Annotated in this window: 16 protein-coding genes; 11 read left to right on the top strand and 5 right to left on the bottom strand. The window is 73.4% G+C overall.

The features are described 5' to 3' along the window. Positions 1-74: 74 nt before the first annotated feature. Entirely contained in the window at positions 75-482 is a 408-nt protein-coding gene (locus ACIQGV_RS09560) for a hypothetical protein (protein ID WP_402492724.1), read from the top strand. Between the two features lie 45 nt (positions 483-527). Here the strand turns inward: ACIQGV_RS09560 and ACIQGV_RS09555 are convergent, their stop codons facing one another. Next, on the bottom strand, positions 528-1304 hold the full coding sequence (locus ACIQGV_RS09555) for an aminotransferase class IV family protein (protein ID WP_402492722.1): 777 nt from the start codon (positions 1302-1304) through the stop codon (positions 528-530). 150 nt (positions 1305-1454) lie between these two features. Here ACIQGV_RS09555 and ACIQGV_RS09550 point away from each other — a divergent pair, with 150 nt between their 5' ends. The 6 genes from ACIQGV_RS09550 to ACIQGV_RS09525 all read left to right on the top strand — a co-directional run bounded on the left by ACIQGV_RS09550 (position 1455) and on the right by ACIQGV_RS09525 (position 8658). Further along, positions 1455-1733: a GlsB/YeaQ/YmgE family stress response membrane protein gene (locus ACIQGV_RS09550; RefSeq protein ID WP_402492721.1), complete on the top strand. Its 279-nt coding sequence runs from the start codon at positions 1455-1457 to the stop codon at positions 1731-1733. Positions 1734-2058: 325 nt separating this feature from the next. After that, complete coding sequence (locus tag ACIQGV_RS09545; RefSeq protein ID WP_402492720.1) at positions 2059-3435, top strand: hypothetical protein; 1377 nt, start codon at positions 2059-2061, stop codon at positions 3433-3435. Further along, positions 3432-4847 (top strand): radical SAM protein, encoded by a 1416-nt coding sequence (locus ACIQGV_RS09540; RefSeq protein WP_402492719.1) that lies wholly within the window; start codon positions 3432-3434, stop codon positions 4845-4847. Before ACIQGV_RS09545 ends, ACIQGV_RS09540 begins: the two co-directional genes overlap by 4 nt. Before the next feature lie 10 nt (positions 4848-4857). Next, positions 4858-6735, top strand: coding sequence for a LodA/GoxA family CTQ-dependent oxidase (locus ACIQGV_RS09535; RefSeq protein ID WP_402492718.1), 1878 nt, complete (start codon positions 4858-4860; stop codon positions 6733-6735). Continuing rightward, positions 6732-7778, top strand: coding sequence for a hypothetical protein (locus ACIQGV_RS09530; RefSeq protein WP_402492716.1), 1047 nt, complete (start codon positions 6732-6734; stop codon positions 7776-7778). Before ACIQGV_RS09535 ends, ACIQGV_RS09530 begins: the two co-directional genes overlap by 4 nt. A gap of 49 nt (positions 7779-7827) precedes the next feature. After that, positions 7828-8658, top strand: a complete 831-nt coding sequence (locus ACIQGV_RS09525; RefSeq protein WP_402492715.1) for a glycoside hydrolase domain-containing protein — start codon at positions 7828-7830, stop codon at positions 8656-8658. A gap of 144 nt (positions 8659-8802) precedes the next feature. On the opposite strand, the gene ACIQGV_RS09520 is transcribed toward ACIQGV_RS09525, so the two are convergent. Both ACIQGV_RS09520 and ACIQGV_RS09515 read right to left on the bottom strand, forming a co-directional pair. Then, positions 8803-9024, bottom strand: coding sequence for a helix-turn-helix domain-containing protein (locus ACIQGV_RS09520; RefSeq protein ID WP_402483933.1), 222 nt, complete (start codon positions 9022-9024; stop codon positions 8803-8805). After that, entirely contained in the window at positions 9024-9515 is a 492-nt protein-coding gene (locus tag ACIQGV_RS09515) for a DUF2975 domain-containing protein (RefSeq protein ID WP_402492713.1), read from the bottom strand. Before ACIQGV_RS09515 ends, ACIQGV_RS09520 begins: the two co-directional genes overlap by 1 nt. Positions 9516-9749: 234 nt before the next feature. Between ACIQGV_RS09515 and ACIQGV_RS09510 the strand changes: the two genes are divergently transcribed. Both ACIQGV_RS09510 and ACIQGV_RS09505 read left to right on the top strand, forming a co-directional pair. Beyond that, the gene (locus ACIQGV_RS09510; protein WP_402492712.1) at positions 9750-11906 is read left to right on the top strand and encodes a nitrate- and nitrite sensing domain-containing protein; all 2157 of its coding nucleotides are present in this window, start codon (positions 9750-9752) and stop codon (positions 11904-11906) included. Beyond that, positions 11903-12322, top strand: coding sequence for a roadblock/LC7 domain-containing protein (locus tag ACIQGV_RS09505; protein ID WP_402492710.1), 420 nt, complete (start codon positions 11903-11905; stop codon positions 12320-12322). Before ACIQGV_RS09510 ends, ACIQGV_RS09505 begins: the two co-directional genes overlap by 4 nt. A gap of 366 nt (positions 12323-12688) precedes the next feature. On the opposite strand, the gene ACIQGV_RS09500 is transcribed toward ACIQGV_RS09505, so the two are convergent. Next, positions 12689-13426: a nuclear transport factor 2 family protein gene (locus ACIQGV_RS09500; protein WP_402492708.1), complete on the bottom strand. Its 738-nt coding sequence runs from the start codon at positions 13424-13426 to the stop codon at positions 12689-12691. A gap of 388 nt (positions 13427-13814) precedes the next feature. Between ACIQGV_RS09500 and ACIQGV_RS09495 the strand changes: the two genes are divergently transcribed. Next, positions 13815-14885: a maleylacetate reductase gene (locus ACIQGV_RS09495; RefSeq protein WP_402492707.1), complete on the top strand. Its 1071-nt coding sequence runs from the start codon at positions 13815-13817 to the stop codon at positions 14883-14885. Then, complete coding sequence (locus tag ACIQGV_RS09490) at positions 14882-15766, top strand: dioxygenase (protein WP_402492705.1); 885 nt, start codon at positions 14882-14884, stop codon at positions 15764-15766. Before ACIQGV_RS09495 ends, ACIQGV_RS09490 begins: the two co-directional genes overlap by 4 nt. Before the next feature lie 98 nt (positions 15767-15864). On the opposite strand, the gene ACIQGV_RS09485 is transcribed toward ACIQGV_RS09490, so the two are convergent. Beyond that, on the bottom strand, positions 15865-19437 hold the full coding sequence (locus tag ACIQGV_RS09485) for a CHAT domain-containing protein (protein WP_402492703.1): 3573 nt from the start codon (positions 19435-19437) through the stop codon (positions 15865-15867). Between the last annotated feature and the right edge of the window lie 135 nt (positions 19438-19572).

The following is a 19572-nucleotide window of genomic DNA, read 5'->3' as shown; positions in this document are numbered from 1 at the left end:
GATCCCTGTCGGCCCGGGTTTCCCGGCCCTTCGGTGACGCTCGCCGGGCGCGGACACACAGAACGGGAGGTGGCATGACGAATCCCCGATCCGTCCTGATACAGGCGAGCCAAGGTCCTGTACCGGAGAACTGGCGGGTCTTCACCAAGAAGCGGGGGAAACTGTCCGGCTTCCTGCGCGGCACGTCGAACGATCCGGATCCGCTGCTGGTCATCACCCTCGACGAGGTCGTCGAGTACAAGGACGAACGCAAGCCGCTGACCGTCGTCGACTTCCACGACCTGGCCGGAGTGACGCTGAAAGCGACCGCAAGCACCACCTCCGACAGCATGATGGCGAGTCTCGCCGTGTGGGTGGATCTCGTCTACCGCGACGGCCGGAAGGAGAAGTGGCGGTCCAGATCCTTCTCGGACGATCTGCGGACGATCCAGGGGTTCATCGAGGCGTACGGCGCCCACAAGGCGCTCCAAGGGCGCCACTGACCCCTGGCCCGAAGCTTCCGCGAGGCCGTTCCACGCGGCCGCGCCCTACAGACGCTCGCCCGGAACGGCGAGGTAGGCGTCCCGCAGTTCCTCCAGCAGCGGGTGCTCGCCGGCCATCGGGACGCCGTCGATCCCGGCCAGCGCCCGGACGCCGATGGCCGTGCTGGTGGCGAAGGCGGCTTGCATGCCCTTCGCCTCGGTGAGGGTGACCGGCGTGGTGCGGTGTGGTGCGATCTGCCGCAGAAGCGCCATCGTCACACCCGGCAGGACATCGGCCTTCGGCCACACGATGCCGTCCTCGCCGATGAAGCCGACGTTCCAGGTGGCGCCCTCGCTCACCCGGTCGCCCGGGCCGGTGAACAGGGCGTCGTCGTAACCGTCCAGCAGGGCCGCGCGTCGCGCGTGCAGGGTCCCGAAGAGCCCGAGGTGCTTCACGGCCGGCAGATCGCGTTCGTGGCGGACCGCTTTCACGCGCAGCGGCGGCATCGTCGGCCGGTCGGCCGGCCGTGTGGTGACCAGGACGCTCGGGGTCTGCGCCTTGTCGGGCCGGCCGAGGTCGACGGCCGGGTCGAAGACGGTGACGCGGACGACGAAGGACCCCGTCGTCTCCCCCGTGGTCCGGCGGACGTGATCCAGCACCTTCTCCGGGTCCAGGTCCGCGCCGAACACGGTCCGGCAGTCCCGGACCAGGCGCTCCATGTGAAGGCTCAGGCCGCGCACGCGCCGGTCGTCCACCCGCATGGAGGTGAAGTGACCGTAGCCGGTGAGCGCGAGGACCTGCAGAGCGTCGAGGGTGACGGGCCGTCCGTCCAGAGTCGCCATGTTCATCAGCATGGCAGCACAGAGGCGGCCACAGCCGCCGACGGGGCGTCCGACGGCCATCGGCCGCGGCCCCGGGGACGTTTGCACGAGCGCGGACGGTGCACACGATGAGCTGACACAGTCCTTGTACGACGAGACGGAGAGCGCACCATGGGCATCATCGCGTGGATCATCATCGGTCTGCTGGCCGGCGCCATCGCCAAGGCCATCATGCCCGGCAAGGACCCCGGCGGCATCATCGTCACCATGCTCATCGGCGTCGCCGGCGGTCTGCTCGGCGGCTGGCTCGGCAAGGTGGTCCTCGGGGTCGACTCCCTCGACGGGTTCTTCGAACTCTCCACCTGGATCGCCGCGATCGCCGGCTCCCTCGTCCTGCTCGCCCTCCACCGTCTCGTCACCGGCGGCCGGCACTCGCACCGTCACGCCTGACCCGCCGACGCCGGACACGTCCGGGCACCTCCGAACGGCTCCCACCTCGCGTCGCGGGGAGGGAGCCGTCGGTGTTTCCCGGCCCACCGCGCAGGCCGACGGAGCGCGCCGCCGGGACGGCGGTGCCAGTCCCTCGGCAGGGTGATGCTCCGGACCCCGGTGTACGGCGAGCATGCACCGGCCCCGGTGGACGCGCGTGCCCGGCACTCGTGGGCGCGGTCGTCGAAGGGAGGCGGACCCGCCGTGTCGAGCATGACACAACGTAACCAGATCGGTACTTTCGATGACGCCCCGTCATCTTGTCGCCGACCGCTAGGAGATGCCGGTGATCGACCAGCTCTGGCTCCAGCCTCCGCTCGCCTTCGCCCGTCTGGGCCCCTCCCCCACCCCGTGCGACAACTACCGCTGGGGCCCGAGCGACCTCACCCCACGCGGTACGGGCAAGACCACGGTGGTCCCGCAGCCCACCCTCGACCTGGCCGCCGACGGCACCCTCACCGAGCGGATGCCGCAACGGGTGCGGTTCAAGGACGCGAAGGGCTGGCGGCCGGTCTGCCCGTACTTCGAGGTGCACGGCAGCTGGACGGCCGACGGACAGCGCCGTACCGGCCCGGTGACCCTGGAGGTGCTCCAGGAGTTCGGGCTGGGGCTCGCGGACGTGCAGTGGACCGTGGCGGTGGCCAACCTCAAGGCCCATCACATGACCCAGCGGGAGGGCGACCGGATCGCGGCGCGGACCGAGGTCCGGGGGGACGACCACCAGCGCCACCGGCTCGACGGCGTCTCGCCCCAGGACGCGCCCGAGCCGCTGGTCCCGGACGGCCGGAGCGTGCCGCTCGGCTCGGTGCAGGTTCCGGTCCCGAACGCCGTCCTGCCGGAGCTGCGTCTGCGGTTCACCCCGGCAGCGGGTGCGGTGTACGGGCCGGTGGGTCTGCCGCAGCCGCCCGCCCCGCAGGGACAGCCCCCGCGCTACCGGGTGCCGCAGGACCGGCTGTTCCTCAACCCGGACGCGGAGTGGTGCCGGTTCGAGCTCCCCGGCGACGACCCCCGGACCGTGCCCGGCGGCCTGTTCGCCGGCGCGGAGGCCGAGCAGTCCGTGGGGCTGGTCGACGACGTGTGCGACGGGCTGGTCACCGTCACCCTGACCGGCGGGCTCACGGCCACCGCCCGGGTCGTGGCCTGCCCGCCCGTCTTCTCCCCGGACCGCAGGCCCTTCACCTCCCTCGCGGACGGCCTGGCGGACCGGGTCGGGCGGGGCGACGTGCGCGAGCCCGGGTATCTCGCCGACAAGCAGCAGACGGCACTGGAGATCCGCGACCTGTTCGAGCGGATCCTGGAGACGGCGGGCAACGTCAATCTCGACGCGCAGAACGACATCTTCGGCGCACTGCCCCGCCCGGAGCAGCTGAACGGAGTCCTGCTCGGGCTCACCGAGTCGGGCAAGCGCCGGCACCGCCGGCTCGTCGCCCTGGAGATGCTCGAGGACCTCCTGCGCGAACGGCCGGCCCTCGTCACGGAAAGGGTCCGCCGGCCCTCCGGGGAGCCCGAGTACAGCGACCGGTGGGACAGCACCTTCACCGAGCAGATGCCCGTGGACATGCGTGCCGCGGACGGCGCCGCGCTGCACCTGACGCATCGCCAGTACGACCTGCTGGTGGAGTGGGCCCGCTCCCTGCGCGAGGACACGGAGGCCGGCACATGACGGTGCTGCTGCAGATCGGGCGCCGACCGCCGCAGGAGCCCCGCCCCGGCACCCCTCCCCCGGGTCCGCCCGGAGCCCGTGCCGAGGTGAAGGTCTTCCGCAGCGCGCACGGCGCCCACCTCTTCGTCGCCGACGGCAGCCGGGTGTACGACCTGCCCGAGCCGCTGGCCGGCCGGCTGGAGCGGTGGGCGGCCGCGCCGGACGGCTCGCTGGAGGAACTGGCCCGCGGGCTGGACCTGCCCCTGTGGGGCGAGCGCCGGATCGACGGCACCCCCGCCGAGCCCCCGCCGCTCGCCTCGCTCTCCCTGAACGTGATGCAGGCATGCAACCTCAGCTGCGGGCACTGCTACGCCGACGAGGGCCGGTTCGGCGGCGGTGCCCGCGCCATGCCCCGCGAGACGGCCTTCGCCGCGGTGGACCGGCTGCTCGCGGAAGCCGCGCCCGGCGCGGACGTGGTGGTCGGCTTCATGGGCGGCGAACCGCTGCTGGCGCGGGACCTGGTGCACGAGGTGGTCGCGTACGCCACCGGGGCCGGAGCGGCAGCCGGGAACCCGGTCCGTTTCGCGCTGACCACCAACCTGACGACCGTCCGTCCCGAGGACGCCCGGCTCTTCGCCGAGCACCCCTTCACCGTCACCGTCAGCCTCGACGGGGACCGGGCCGGCCACGACGCGCTGCGCAGGGCCCCCGGCGGAGCGAGCGCGTACGACCGGCTGCGCGCCGGGCTGGACGTCCTGGCCCGGCACGGCCGCCCGCGCCATCTGGGCGCGCGGGTCAGCGTCACCCCGTACACCGGCCGGCTGCTCGACGTCCTGGAGCACGGCATCGGGCTCGGTTTCGACGAAGTGGGTTTCGCCGCCGTGGTGAGCGCGCCCGATCCCGCGTACGAGATCACCGCGCAGGCGTTCACCGGCTTCCTGGAACGGATGACGGAGTGCGGCGAGACGGCGCTGCGCGAGCTGTCGGCCGGGCGCTCCTACCCCTTCGGGAACTTCCTGACCGCCCTGCGGGAGATCCACCGGGGCACCCACCGGCCCTACCCCTGCGGGGCGGGCGCCGGATACCTCAGCGCCTCGGCCGAGGGCGGACTCTACGCCTGCCACCGGCTCGTGGACGACCCCGCCTTCGCCATGGGGACGGTCGCCGGAGGCAGCGACAGAGCCCTGAGACAGCAGCACCTGACGGAGCGGCACGTGGATCGCGCCGAGCCCTGCCGGCGCTGCTGGGCCCGTTACCTGTGCGGTGGCGGCTGCTACCACGAGGTGAGCCGCCGGGGCCGGCCCGGCTGCGACTACATCCGCGGCTGGCTCGCCTTCTGTCTGCGGGCGTACGTCGAACTCACGCAAGCCGCGCCCGAGTTCTTCCGGCAGCCCGCCCCGAACCCCGCCATCAGCACCGTCAGCACCGTCTGAAGGAGCAGTCATGCCCGATCTGCCGACCCCCGACGGGAAGATCTTCCCACGCAACCTCACCGCCCGCGCCGACCACGTCGTGCGCGGCAATCCGTCCGGCACCCGCCCGGAGAGCGGGGTCGACAACTGCTTCCCCGGGCTGGAGTTCGACCAGCGCAACATCGACAAGCGGTTCTTCCCCGGGCTCGTGGTCGACTTCCACCGGAGCCGGCCGGGCACACCGGGGGTCGGGGCCGCCGGGGGCTCGCGGGTGCTGGAGGTCACCGGCGGGGTCGCCGCCGCGCAGGGCCTCACCGACGCCGACCTGAAGGTGCCGGGCAGGCCCCTGCGTGTCCTCGCCGTGTGCGGGCGGACCGCGGTGGACCAGACCGAGGACCAGGCTCCCGTGAGGGACTGCCGCCGGACCGGCGGCACGGGCGTCTGGCGTGCCGTGCACGATCTGCTGCCCGGCCGGATCGCCGTGCTGCTGGGCTCGGGCAACATCGGCGCCGAGGCCGTCGGCGATCTCAACCGGCAGCGGACGACCGACAGCAGCTTCGTCCGGCGGGGGGCCAACGGCCGGGTCCAGATCGCGGTCCTGGTGGCCGACCGGGCCCGCTACCTCACCCCCGACGGGGTCATCGAACCCGACGCCTACGAGCCGGGCGAACTGACCCGCAGCATGTGCGCGCCCTGGCAGTACGACTTCCGCGACTGCGCGTGCTACTACTGGGCCTCCTCCAAGCCGGACGTGTCCGGCAGTCCGGACGGCTCCGTCCCGCAGATGAACTTCCTCCGCAAGGACCGCGCCCACGCGCCCGACCTGGACACCGCGGCCGGCCGCAGGGGCCTGGAGCTCGACCACGCGGACGTCATCGCGGACTGGAACGTCCTGCCCGTCGTGCTCAACGACCGGGAGGACGACGGCATCGGTCTGGTGGAGCCGGCGGCGGTACCCGCGCTCACCAAGGAGAAGGTGATCGCGGAGCTCAGACGGCTGGCCACGGTCGAGCACGCGCTGTGCGTGGAGTACCTGTACGCGCACTACTCGCTCAACGCCCCCCGGTCCCTGCCCGAGAACCCGGCGCCGAGCGAGCTCACCCGGGCCGCGCACCGGGCCGGCCTGGAGGTGTTCGAGGTCGCGGTCGACGAGATGCGGCATCTGCGCTGGGTCAACGAGGCGCTGGGCACACTGGGCCAGCCACCCGTCGTGGGCCGGGCCGCCGAGATCGAGCGCGACGGGGTGCACCCCTTCGCGCTGCGCCCGCTCACGGCCGAGCAGCTGCAGTGGTTCATCGACGTCGAGGCGCCGAGCCAGTCGGTGGGCACCGGCATCGACGGCATGTACGTGCAGCTGCACCAGACGCTGGTGAAGCAGCCGGAACTGTTCCCCGAGGCCGATCGGCTCGCCCACCTGATCAAGCTCATCATCGACGAGGGCGGCGACCACTTCCGGCGGTTCACCGCTGTCCGGCGGCACCTGGCGCCGTTCTCGCCGGCCCAGTACCTGCGCCCCCTCGGGGCGGGCGACGGCAGCCCGCTGCAGACCCAGCTGCTGACCCTCGGCGACCAGTACTACGCGCTGCTGCTCGGTCTCCTGAACAGCACGTTCTCCCTCAAGGACCGGGCGGGCGGGGTGCTGATGGAGCAGTCCCGCACCACGATGGAGTATCTCCACCAGATCAACCACATGCTCGCCGCACGCGGGGTGGCCCCCCGGTTCACCCTGCCCCCGGCGTTCGCCCCGGGAGCCCCCGCCCTGGTGGACGGGCAGGTCACGCGCGCCGCCGCGGTGGCCGCGATCGAAGCCCAGCGGCAGATCCTGACCCTGGCCGACCGGCCGACGCTCCGGATCATCGAGGAACAGCTGGGCGACACCGAGGCGCTCCTCGCCCTGCTCGACGCATGAGCCCGGCCGCGGGCACGCCGGTGACGACGGGCGCGTCCTCGGCCACCGTCACCGTCGCCGGGTCCGGCCTCGCCGAACTCACCTGCGCCCGGCTGCTCACCGGGCGCGGGCACCACGTACGGCTCGGCGGCCCGAAGGCCGGGACCGCTCCGGCGACCGGGCCCCGGCCGCTGCTGCTGACCGGGCCGGCGCTGGAGCTGCTGGACTCCCTCTGGGGCGAGGGACTGCTGGACGGCACCTGGGAACTGGACGGACGGGAGGTGGCCTGGGGCGACACGGCACCGGCCCGCTTCCCGCAGCCCGCCCGGGTGGTGGACGGTGCACTGCTGGCCGCCCGGATACGGGAGCGGCTGGGAGACCTCGGTCCCGGGCACGGGGGCCCGGGGTGGACCGTGACCGCCGAGGCACCCGGCACGGCCCAACGGCACCACGGACGGCGGATGCTGCTGGCCGGTACGGCTCCGCTGGCCGCCGGTGGTGACGAGCGGACGGCCCGGCTGGCCACCGCGGGGCTGGGCTGGGTGCACCTGACGCCGCTCGGAGCGGGCCGGTGCCTGGCACAGGCCATGGTGCCGGGACCGGCCTCCGCACCGGCCTCGCTGCTGGCGCGGCTGCTCGACGAGAGCGGGCTGGGCTCCGTGCTGGACCGTCCGCCCCGTACCGCCGTCTCCCTCCCCGCGGCCCCGCGCCTGCACGCCGCCCCCGCGCTGCCGCCCTCCGACGGGGCGGGCGGGGTACTGACCGTGGGGGCCGGCGCGCTGCGCTGCGATCCGCTCAGCGGCACCGGCACCGCCCAGGCACTGCGCACCGGCATCCTCGCCGCCGCCGTGATCGACGCCGCGGCCACGGGCACCCCGGCGGACGCCCTGTGCGCGCACTACACCGGCCGGCTGCGGCACGCCTTCCTCGACCACCTGCGCAGCTGCGCCCGGCTGTACGAAGCGGCCTTCCCGGCAGCCGCCTGGCAGGACGAACTCGCCGCCGCGGTGAGCCGCGGAACCGTGCCGCCACCGGGCCGCTGCGGGCCCGCCGCCCCCGGATAGAGTGGATCGGCTCCGAAGGCCCGGGGCCGGATATCGGATGGGGTGGGGAATGCCGAAGCATCGGCTGTCCAAAAGAGGCCGCTACACAGCCCTGGCGACGACGGGTGCCGCCGTCCTCGCCGGCGCCGGGATCGCCGCGCAGACCTCGACGGCCGCCACGGCGTGGCCTGCGCAGCGGACCTATACGGGCCGGGCGTTCGACGCCTGCACGGCACCCTCGCTCACCGCGATGAAGGCGTGGAAGAGGGACGGCTTCTACGGCGGTGTGGCGGTCTACGTCGGCGGCAGGAACCGCGGCTGCGCCCAGCCCAACCTGACCAGGTCCTGGGTGAAGTCGGTGGACTCGCTCGGCTGGCGGGTCATTCCCCTCTACGTCGGCGCTCAGCCGCCGTGCCAGAGGAGCGGGAACAAGGAGCGGTTCACCGCGGCCACCGCGGTCTCGGTCGGAGCGAGCAACGCCGCCGACGCGATCGCCAAGGCGTCGGCGCTCGGCATGAAGGCCGGCAGCCCGGTCTACCTCAACATGGAGTCGTACGACGTCGGCGACAAGGCGTGCAACGACGCCACCCTGGCCTACGTCAGGTCCTTCACCAGGACCCTGCGCGCCAAGACCTACCGCGCCGGTCTCTACGGCTTCAGCAGCTCCGGCGCCAAGGCCGTCGCCACCGCCGAGGACCGCACGGACCTGCCGGGCAACCTCTGGTACGCCCTGTGGGACAACCAGGAGACCACCACGAGGGACTGGCCCTGGAACCCCGGGCTGTACACCGGCCACAGCCGCGCCCACCAGTACAAGGCCAACAGCAGGGAGACCCGCGGCGGCCACACCATCACCGTCGACCGCAACGCCTGGGACGCCCCGGTCGCCGTCGTCGGCTGACGGGCGGCCGCGGGACGGCACGGTCCGGCTCCGTCCGCCGGGCCGTCCCGTCCTGTGGCCCCGCCGGGGCAGGACGTGCGATGTCGCACCCCCATGACACTCGCGGTGAGTCCGCTCGGGCGGTGCGACATCGGCGGGCACGGCTCATGCGCCCGCGGCGTCCTCGGCCTCCCAGCGCAGCAGGTCGCCCGGCTGGCAGTCGAGCACCTCGCAGAGCGCGGCGAGCGTCGTGAAGCGCACCGCCTTGGCGCGGCCGTTCTTGAGCACCGCCAGGTTGGCGGGCGTGATCCCCACGCGGTCCGCGAGCTCGCCCACGGACATCTTGCGTCGGGCCAGCATCACGTCGATGTCGACGGCGATCGGCATCAGATCACCTCGTCCAGTTCGGCCTGCATCTGTGCCGCTTCGGCGTCGCGTGCGACGGCCTGGGCGAGCAGCATCCGCAGCACGAGCACGATGAGTGCGACCCCCAGGACGGCCACGCCGACCCCGGCCATGATGACGGTGACGCCCGGGTCGTCCCGCTGACCCGGCGCGTTGAGGGCCGTGACCGCGAACCATACGAGGGCAGCCGCCACGATCGCGCCGATCATCCCGTCCACGTACCGGAAGGCCGCGTGGGAGAACACGGTGCCGCGTCGCACCATCGTCACCAGCCGCCCTACGCAGACCAGGGCGACCTGCGCCGACACCATGCCCAGGATCGTCATCACGCGCAGCGGGGTCAGCGGGAGCGACCCGTCCTCCGGGTCGTTGCCGCTCACCAACGTCCACGCCATCAATGCCTGGACGAACACGGTGCCGGCGAACACCACCACGAGCACGGCGCGCAGCGCACCCACTGTCAGCTTTCCCATGACCCACCCTTCCCACGACTTACGATGGAAATCTATCGAAATTCGATAGGTGGAGCAAGGCCGGAACAGAGGGCCGGGGACGGTTGCGCACGGCCTCCCGGCCGCCGGGCGCCCTCCTGTCCCGCGTCGTCACACTCTCCCGGCCTGTCGTGTGAGGGCGGCGCAACTGAAGCTCCGACGGGGTCTAACAGGTCGGAAACCGGCTGCCGCGGCCGTCGGGCTAACGTCGGGAACATGAGGGTATGGACGCCATGTCGGCCGCTGCCCGGCAGGCTCGGCGAGATCGGCAAGGGCATGTTCGGCAGGGGTGGTTCGGGGCGCCGTCGCGACGGCCGGACGAGACCCGGCCGCCGGCCCCTGCCCGGCTGGCGCAGCGTCAAAGGCCGTGTGGCGGTGGTCATCACGGTCCCGGTCTGCTTACTGCTGGTGGTGGCGGGTCTGGCCGTGCACGAGCGCGCCGAGGCCCTCGGCGACGCGCGGACGACCCGTGCCGAGGTCGGCCTCAGTCTGCGGATCCAGGCACTGGTGCATCAGCTGCAACGCGAACGCGGCCTGACGAACGGTCTGCTGGGCGGTGAGGAGGGGTTCCGCCCGTCGCTCGCCGCCACGCGTGAACGCGTCGACACCGCGCTGCGCGGAATGCGTTCCGAGCCGGCCGTCGAGAGCGTCGTCCGACGGCATCTGCGGCGCCTCGCCGACGTCCGCGCCACCGCCGACGAGGGCATCGCCCACGCGGGCGGCGTCGGCTCGGACACCGCCGGCCGCACCGCCGCTCTCGCCTTCTACACCGCCGCGGTCGACGCCCTGAACGCCGTCGACCCGGTGGCGGAGACCGCGACGCGCGCCGACCGCCGTCTGCGCGACGGTCTGGTGGCGTTGCGGGAACTGGCCCTGGCCAAGGAGTCGGTCGCTCTGGAACGCGGCCTCCTCAACGGCGTGTTCGCCGAAGGCGCCTTCCGCGGCCGCGAGTACATCGCCTTCACCGAGGTGCGCGCCGCGCGCGTCGCCGCCCTCACCCGCTTCCGGCAGGTCGCCACCGCGTCCGAGCGCGCGGCCCTGAAGAATGCCTTCGGCACCGTGGACGCCCGACGCGCCACCGCCCACGAGAATCGAGCGGAAGGCGCCGCCGACGGCTCCGCGCTCCGCACCGACGCCGGCACCTGGTGGGACGCGATGACCGTGCTCGTCGACGATCTGTACGCGGTCCAGCAGTCGGTCGGTGACGGCGTACGGGACCGGGCCGACCGGCTCAGCCACGACGCGGAGCTGGGTCTCGCCGCCTTCCTCGTCGCGGGAGCGCTCGTGGCCGCCCTGGTCGCGGGCCTCGCCGCCTTCGCCTCGCGTTCCCTCACCCGCCCGCTCGGCGCACTCGCCGAGGCCGCCCACGAAGTGGCGCGGCACCGGCTGCCCGCGGCCGTCGCCCGCATCCAGCAGTCCCCGCAGGAGCACGGGGAGGACCTCCCAGGGACGGACGCCCCGGACACCGCCGAGGCACAGCTGCTGGGTGGCGTGGCGGAGATCGCCGAGGTCGCGGCATCCCTGCGCCAGGTGGAACACACCGCCCTCCACCTGGCGGCCCAGCAGGCCGGCCTGCGCCGCAACACCACCGCATCGCTGGCCGACCTCGGCCGCCGCAACCAGAACCTCGTGCGTCGCCAGCTCGGCCTCATCACCCGCCTCGAACGGCAGGAACTCGACCCGGACGCCCTCGCCGGGCTCTTCGAGCTCGATCACCTCGCCACCCGCATGCGGCGCAACGCCGAGAGCCTGCTGGTCCTGGCGGGGCAGAATCCGCCGCGGCCCACGGCGGCGTCCGCCGACGGCCTGGAGGTCGTCCAGTCCGCCGTGGCCGAGGTGGAGCAGTACCAGCGCGTTCTGATCGCGGCCGTGGAGCCGGTGCGGGTGCGCGGGCACGCAGTCGCCGACGTCGCCCATCTCCTCGCCGAACTCATCGAGAACGGGCTGAACTTCTCGCCCCCGGCCGAACCGGTCGAGGTGCACGGCTGGTACGACACCGAGGACGGCACGTACTCCTTCGCCGTCGTCGACCACGGCATCGGCATGTCCCGGGCCGACAAGGAACGTGCGGGCGCCCGCTTCTCCGGCTCCGGCGAGGAAGCCCTGCTCGCCGCGCCCACCCGGTTCCTCGGCCACCTCGTCGTCGGCCGGCTCGCCCACCGCCTCGGTGAAGGAGCTCAGGTCGAGCTCTTCGACACCCCCGGCGGCGGCCTGTCCGCGCTCCTCGTCCTGCCCGGGCGCCTGCTCGCTCCCGCGCAGGACAGCCCCGCCGCACCCCCGTCCGCCGGCCCCTCCGTCTCCTCCCTGCTCGACGGCTTCCGAGCAGGTGTCGCCCGTGCCGAGGCCAGAAACACCCAAGGAGTGTCATCGTGACCACCGCCGTCCAGAGTTTCGGCTGGCTCATCTCGGAATTCGCACGCACCACCGACGGTGTCACGGACGCCGTCGCCGTCTCGGCCGACGGCCTGCTCATGGCCGCCTCGGACGACCTCGGCCGAGATCGCGCCGACCACCTCGCCGCGATCGTCTCCGGTATCACCAGCCTCGCCCAGAACGCGGCCGCGGCGCACGGCTTCCGCGGCATGAAGCTCGTCATGATCGAAATGCTCGGCGGCTTCCTCATGGTCGGCCGGATCCGCGACGGCAGCTGCCTCGGCGTCCTCGCCGCCGAGGGATGCGACGTCGGCCTGATCGGCTACGAGATGGCCGTCCTCGTCGACCGCGCCGGCGAACTGCTCACCCCGCAGCTGATACGGGCGCTCAACTCCACGCACCCGGCAGCGGGATAGCCACGGCACGCGAGGCACCGGCCGGCCCCGGTGGTCACACAGAGGGGCCGGGACCCGAGGCATCGCCTCGGTCTTCGGGCACTCCCCCGCCCGGCGTCTCCACGGACCTCTGCGCCCATGTCGTCCAGGACACCCGGCGTACGGTCATGAGCCGTGCGGACCGCCTGCCGGGGGCGCCCCGGTGGCCGGTGACCGCCGCCGTCGCTGCCGAAGACGGACAAGGCGGATGCCGAGGGCCCCGGACCGGGACCGGTCCGGGGCCCTCGTGTCGGCGCTCTCCCGGCAGGGCCGGCGCTGCCGGGCGCAGAGCACCCGGTCCCGGGCACGTCATCGCCCCCGCGCCGCCCCTCGGCGGCAGTGGTGCCGTCAGCGGCCCCGGGCGAGCCAGGCGTCGTTCGCGGCGTAGAGGTTCTCGATCGTCTCGGGCCGGTCGACTCCGGGCAGGTCGTCGCGCACGGCGGCAGCTCCCCGCGTCTCCTCGACCCAGTAGGACAGCGCCGAGTAGGACGGCCGGTAGCGGGCCAGCCGGCCGGGGTCGAGGGCAACGGTCTCACCGGGGTTCTCCGGTGTCAGGCAGTCGAACTGATAGATGCACTTCAGCTCGCTGATGCGCCAGTCGGACCCCCGCTTCTCCAGTCGCTCCACGATACGGCTGCAGGCCGTGAGGAACACGCCCGCGCCGCCCACCCTGATGCGCCCGGCTATGACCACTCCGGTGTCCGCGGTGGCGCGGTTGCCCTCGACCTGGATCAGTACGGGGCTGAGCACGTGACAACTGCGTCCGCCGGCCTCGAAGCTCTGCCGCGAGAGGCGGACGAACTCGGGTCCGCTCGTCCGGATCCAGGAGATGTCGACGAGCGAGTCGGGATGGAACTGTTCGGCCATGACGTCCCACCGGGCCATGTCGCGGGCCCACCGTTCGGCGAGCACGACGGTCTCGATCTCCTTCTGGACGGCCAGGTCCTTCGGACGCGGTGCCGGGCCGGGAAAGTGCGCCGCGGCGGCAGGGCCCGCCGTCACCCCCGCACCAGCCAGCCCGACACCGCCGGCGAGGACCGCGCGGCGCACAAGGGCGGACGTGGGCTTTTCGTGCTGGTCCGACATGATCTTCTCCTGTGTGTGGCCTGCCCGACGGCAGCGGTCGAGTGCGACTCACCGCGGTCCGCAATCCCCGCACCGCCGGGTCGTACGTGTCAGTGGGCCAGTGATTTCATGATTGCCGGGCCCTGCCACTGGGCCGGGAGGCCAATCCGGGCGGGCGATGCCGGGCGCCGGCCCCAAACCGCCGCCGAACCGGCCCGGCGGCCACCGCGGACGTGATCGACGCCCCGGTCCCGGGAAGCGTGCCGTCGGCCGGGGCCAGGACAATCGGCACCATGGGTACGAGTCCGGAGCAGTGGGAGCGAACCTTCCCGGTCCTCCACGAAACGACGCCGGCCCCGGTTCCGGGCCGGCGCCGCCGGCCCGCAGTCCTTCCCGAGGAGGAGGCCCGATGAGCACCTTCGTCCACGACGCCCTGCCCGGCCGCGTGGTCTTCGGGCCCGGCGCCGCGCGCAACGCTCTGGCCGCCGAGGTCGGCGCCTTCGGGGCCACCCGCGTCCTGCTCGTCACGTCCGCCGCCGGAGCCGGCCCGGCCCGGGAGCTGTGCGCCCCGTTCGCCGACCGGGTCGCGGCCACGTTCTCCGGGGTCCGCCCGCACGTCCCGGTCGAGGTCGCCGAGCGCGCCCGCGCAGCGGCGGCCGGAGCCGACCTGGTGCTGTCCGTGGGCGGCGGGTCGACCACGGGCACCGCCAAGGCGGTCGCGCTGACCACCGGGCTGCCGATCGTGGCCGTACCCACCACCTACGCCGGGTCCGAGGTGACACCGGTGTGGGGCCTGACGGAGGGAAGCCGCAAGACCACCGGCACGGACCCGCGGGTGCTCCCGCGCACCGTCGTCTACGATCCCGACCTGACCCTGACCCTGCCTCCGCGCCTGTCGGTGGCCAGCGGCCTCAACGCCATGGCCCACTGCGTCGAGGCGTTCTGGGCCCCCCGCCGCAACCCGGTGTCGAGCGCTGTCGCCGCGGACGGCATCCGGCACCTCGCGGCCGGTCTGCCCGCCGTCGCCGCCGACCCCGCCGACGGCGACGCCCGGGCCGCCCTGCTCCTCGGCGCCTACCTCGCCGGCTCGGCGTTCGCCGTCGCCGGATCCGGGCTGCACCACAAGATCTGCCACGTGCTGGGCGGGGCGTTCGGCCTGCCCCACGCCGAGACCCACGCGATCGTGCTGCCCCACGTGCTGGCCTTCAACGCCTCCGGGGCACCCGGGGCCATGTCCCGCATCGCCTCCGCGCTCGGTCAGGACGACCCCGCCCGGGCGCTGCACCGGCTCGGCCGCGAGCTCGGTGTTCCCGCGGGCCTGAGGGAACTGGGACTGCGCGAGGCCGACGTGGACACCGTCCTCGACGACGTCCTGGCGCTCGCACCCGCCGACAACCCGAGCCCCGTCACGACCGGCGGACTGAGAACCCTGCTGCACGCCGCATGGGCCGGAACGGCTCCCGCCACGGAGGACTCATGAGCACCGACCACGGCACGGCCGCCGACCGGGAACGGGCCCTGACCGACGAGGTCGTCGCCGGCTTCGGCCGGGCGGCCGCCCCCCGGCTGCGCGAGGTCCTGCAGAGCCTCGTCCGTCATCTGCACGCCTTCACCCGGGAGGTCCGGCTCACCGAGCGGGAGTGGGAGACGGCGATCGAGTTCCTCACCCGCGCCGGGCACATCACCGACGACCGCCGCCAGGAGTTCATCCTCCTGTCCGACGTCCTGGGCCTGTCCATGCTCACCGTCGCCGTCAACCAGCCGAGGACACCCGGAGCGACGGAGGCGACCGTGCTGGGGCCGTTCTACACCGACGACGCCCCCGAGATCCCGCTCGGCGGTGACCTCGCACGGGGGGCGAAGGGCACCCCCTGCTTCGTGTCCGGCCAGGTGCGGTCACTGGACGGCGGCCCGGTCGACGGTGCGCTCCTGCACGTCTGGGGAGCCGACGAGGACGGCTTCTACGACGTCCAGTACTCCGCCGGCCGCTCCGCGGGCCGCGGCCGGCTGCGGACGGCCCCCGACGGCTCGTACCGCTTCTGGACGGTGCTGCCGACGCCGTACCCCATCCCCCACGACGGCCCGGTCGGCGACCTGCTCACGGCCGCGGGCCGTGGCCCGATGCGGCCCGCGCACCTGCACTTCAAGGCCACCGCGCCAGGCCACCGCACCCTGGTCACCCACCTCTTCGTGGCCGGTGACCCCCATCTCGCGGACGACGCCGTGTTCGGCGTCAGGGACAGCCTCGTGGTGGAGGCCGAGCGTCACGCCGCCGGCCCGGCCCCCGACGGGACACACCCGCACCGGCCGTGGACGAGCATGACCTTCGACCTCGTCCTGGTGCCCGGGACCGACACCTGACCGGGCCACCCCGGCCCCGGCTTCCCCGCAGGGGCCTCTCGCTCCCGCGCGACGCGCGGATCGGTGCCGCCCGGATCCGGCGGCGGGCGCGTCTCCGTTCAGGAAGACCCTCGGAGCGTCGCGGTGGCGGCCGGGCTGCCGTAGACCGCGTACGCGAGCCAGGTCGGGTCACCGTGCAGGGCCCGGGTGGCTCGGCGGGCGGCCAGCGATGCCTGTCCCAGGGGCCGGCCGGCGTCGAGGAGCTGTCCGTAGAAGGTCTTCGCGAACTGCACGGCCGAGTCGGACCGCACCGGCCAGAGCGTGCCGACGAACGCCCCGGCGCCGGCCTGCAGGAAAGCCTGGGCCCACCCGACCGTGTCGCTGAACCAGGGAATCTCACCCGCGCTGCGACAGGCGTTGAAGAACACGAGCGGCTGATGGTCACGCAGGCTGCCGGTCTGCGCGGCGGTCGCGAGGTCACGGGGCGTGAAGTGTCCGTCGGCCATCCGCACCCGGGATCCGGACCGGGAGAAGGCGTTGTGGCAGGCGAAGTGCAGGAGGCCGGCGTGGCCGCGCTCGACCAGGTCGGTGAGCGCCTCGCGTTCGGTGAACAGTCCCGCGTCCACCACGTCCTTCCCGAGCAGATCGCGCAGTTCGGTTATCTCCAGCTGCGCCTCCGCCGGTGAATCCGGCGGCATGACGAAGGCGGCGCCCGGGACGGCGATCCGGTGGACGCGGTCCTGGCGGAAGACACGGCGCACGACGGGCAGCCACTCGGCGAGAAAGCCGTTGTCGTGGTCCTTGTCGAGCGGGTAGAGGAGCTCCCAGGGCACGAAGTCGTGCTCGCCGAGCACCGTGAAGGAAGTGATCCGGTCGGCCTGTTCCCAGAACTGCCGCTGTACCGCCTCCGGAACGGCCGACGACCACAGCTGGACGCCCTCGTTCTTCAGACGTCTGCGCAGCCCGGCCGCGTCGGTGCGCGAGGCGCCTCCGGCTCGGCCGGCTGCCTCACGCAGCTGGTCGTAGATCTGCTCGGTCGCCTCGCTCGGGTCACCTCCGCGGTACCGGAACAGTTCCGGGGGATAGCAGGTCTCGCTCAGCAACTGAAAACTGAACGAGCCGTCCTCGGCGCGGTGGACCTGGAGTGTGGCCTCCCCCGGCTCGAAGGCGATGCCCGGCAGCACCGCGCGCCGTCGCGGACCGTCCCTGGTCACCCCGCCCTCGGTCACCGAGATCTGCAGATGTACGGCTCCCAGATAGGTGCCTCTGCGGAAGGCGCGGACCGTCACGTGATGGAGGCCCGGGGCCATCGTGCGCAGACCGAAGTACAGGACATCGGAATCCCGCCCCGGGTACACGGTGAGTTCCTGCGTGAGATCGCCCAGCGCGCGCAGGCCCTGCGCGGTCACGGTGATCGTCAGCCGTGCGCCCTCCTCGGGTACGGAGAACGGCCTCATGAGGACGCTGCCCTGGCCTTGGCCCGGCTCCCGGGTGATCTGTACGTGGAGCGGGACCTCCCGGTCCGGGGCGGCCTGCTCCGCCAGCTCGGCAGTCAGGTGATGTGGTTCGGACACCCCCTCTCCCCCGCCTGCGGGAGCCGCGTGCGGCGACTCGGCCCGGGGCCGGGACGCCGTCGTGGCCGGACCGCGTGCGGACTCGCCGTGCCGGGACGGTCCGGTGTCGCCGGCGGCGTGCCTCGGGTCCGGTCCCGCGCTGCCCGTGTCGTCGTCCTCCTCCACCAGGAAACCGCGCATCGGCGACGGAGCCTGCTCCGTCGCCGGTGGACCCTGCGAACGGACCGGAGCCATGGGCTCGGTCATCGCGGGGAACATCTGCTGCCGGCCGCCATAGGCCGGAGACATGGACGGAGCGGGTGAGATCACGGGGGGAGAACCGTACGGCGCCGCGGCCCCCGGTCCAGGTCCGTTCGTCGGGCCGTCGCCGACGGCGCCGCCGGCCTGCGACGTCCCGGTGGCGACACCGGACGTTCCCCGTCCCCCGAGACTCCCCGCGTCCCGTCCCCCGCTGCCGGACACACCGGCGTCCCCGCTTCGGCCTGCCTCCGCCTGTGAGCCGTGCCGGCCCCCTGCGCCGACTCCGGCCCGGCGTCCTTGCGCAGTGCCACGCCGCAGATCGGCGAGTCGGCCGCGTACGTCCTCGGGCGCACGCGAGACCTGTGGTCCGGAAGGCTGTTGCTGTTGCTGCTGAGCCCTGCCGGGGGCGGAGTTCGCCCGCGGCACCCGGCGCGGCAGGCCGGAGGAGGTGAAGCCGCCCTCGGACGGCCGCCGGCCCTGCTCCGCCTGCCCGGCGACGTCGTGCGGGGTCCGGGGCCGCTGCGGTGCCGGAGCGGGGCCGCTGTCGGGCCGCTGTTCCCCGCGCCCCCGGAACCAGTCGGCCACCAGCGCGTCGTACAGCGGCGTAGGCTCCTCGCCGGGCCCCTGCGGGGCGGAGACCTGCGACACCCGGGTGGCGCGGTCCGGCTCGTCGCCGCCGTGCGGGGACCTCGACGGCAACTGCGCCGACGGGTCCGTCCCGTGCCGCTGCGGTGAACCCGACGGCGGTTCGGCGGGCAGCCAACCGGGCGGCGGCATCGGAGGCATTCCCGAACCGGTGGGAACGAAGTCGTCCGCATCGGGGCGACGGCGGGCCGCGTCCGCACCGACGGCGGCGTCCGCACCGCCGACGGGGCCGGCACCCCGGCCGCCAAGTCCAGCAGGTCCGCCAGGTCCGCCAGGTCCGCCAGGTCCAGCAGGTCCGCCAGGTCCAGCAGGTCGCTCGGGCGGGCCCTCCGTGTACGGTCCGTCCCCCTGCCATGGTCCTCGCGGGAGGAAGTGCGGGTCTGCGCCCGGCCCACCGGCTCCCCGGTGCTTCGTCCGGGAGAACCCCTCCGCGACGGCTGCCGCCAGTTCGCGGTACGCCTCCCGGGTGGCCTCCTGCACACGTTCCAGGTCCACGAGGCCACCGTTCGCGAGGTGTTCGTCGAACGGCACCACGACGACGCTGCGGCAGGATTCCCTCAGCCGCTCGGCAGCTTCACGGGCATCGAGTTGCGTCCCGCTGTCGCGGACATCCGTCAGGACCACATGGCTGCGCTCGGCGAGGTAACGGTAGGTGGCCAGGGCATCGACGGTGGCGGCGACACTGGACTCGGACAGGCTGCTGACGAATATCTGCTGGTCGGACCCGGTCAGTGCGACGAAGGTGGTGAGGTGGTCCACGCCGGTGGCGCAATCGCTCAGGACGACGCCGTAGGAGCGGAGGGCCGTGAGGAGGGCGCTGTACGAGACGGCGTCGAGCGGTCCACCCTGCGCGCCGGTGCCCGCCCCGCCGGAGAGGATCTTCAGTCCGAGAGCTCCGCCGGCGATGAACTCCCCCAGGCCGAAACCGTCTTCGCCGAGACGGGCGGCCACGTTCCGTAAGGAGGAACCGTTGTCGAGGGCGGGGGCGTAGCGGCCCAGCGTGCCGTCATCGGCGTCCACCGCGATGACCTGGTCGTCCCGCTCGGAAGCGAGGACGGCGCCGAGACCGACGACCGTCGTCGTCCTGCCGGTGCCGGCCTGCGGGCCGACGACCGCGACGAGATGGGGGCTCCCAGGGGGAACGGGCGTGCGGATCGTCTCGCCGAGGTCGCGAGAGCCTTGCCGGTCGGATCCCTTCCTGCTCCGCCACCACCGCCGACCTGTCGCCGACATCGGTCACCCCCGGTCACGCGCGACTCCGGCCCTGCCCGCCTCTGCACCTGCCAGCTCGTACCGGACATGCCGAGGCGTCCTGCCACTCAGGGCCCGCAGACGAACAGCGGCCTCCTCGGCCTGTCCGGCCACGTC

The sequence above is a fragment of the Streptomyces sp. NPDC093094 genome (assembly GCF_044754345.1).
GTDB lineage: Bacteria > Actinomycetota > Actinomycetes > Streptomycetales > Streptomycetaceae > Streptomyces.
Note: the sequence above shows the minus strand (reverse complement) of the source record. Positions and strands in the feature narration are given on the sequence as shown.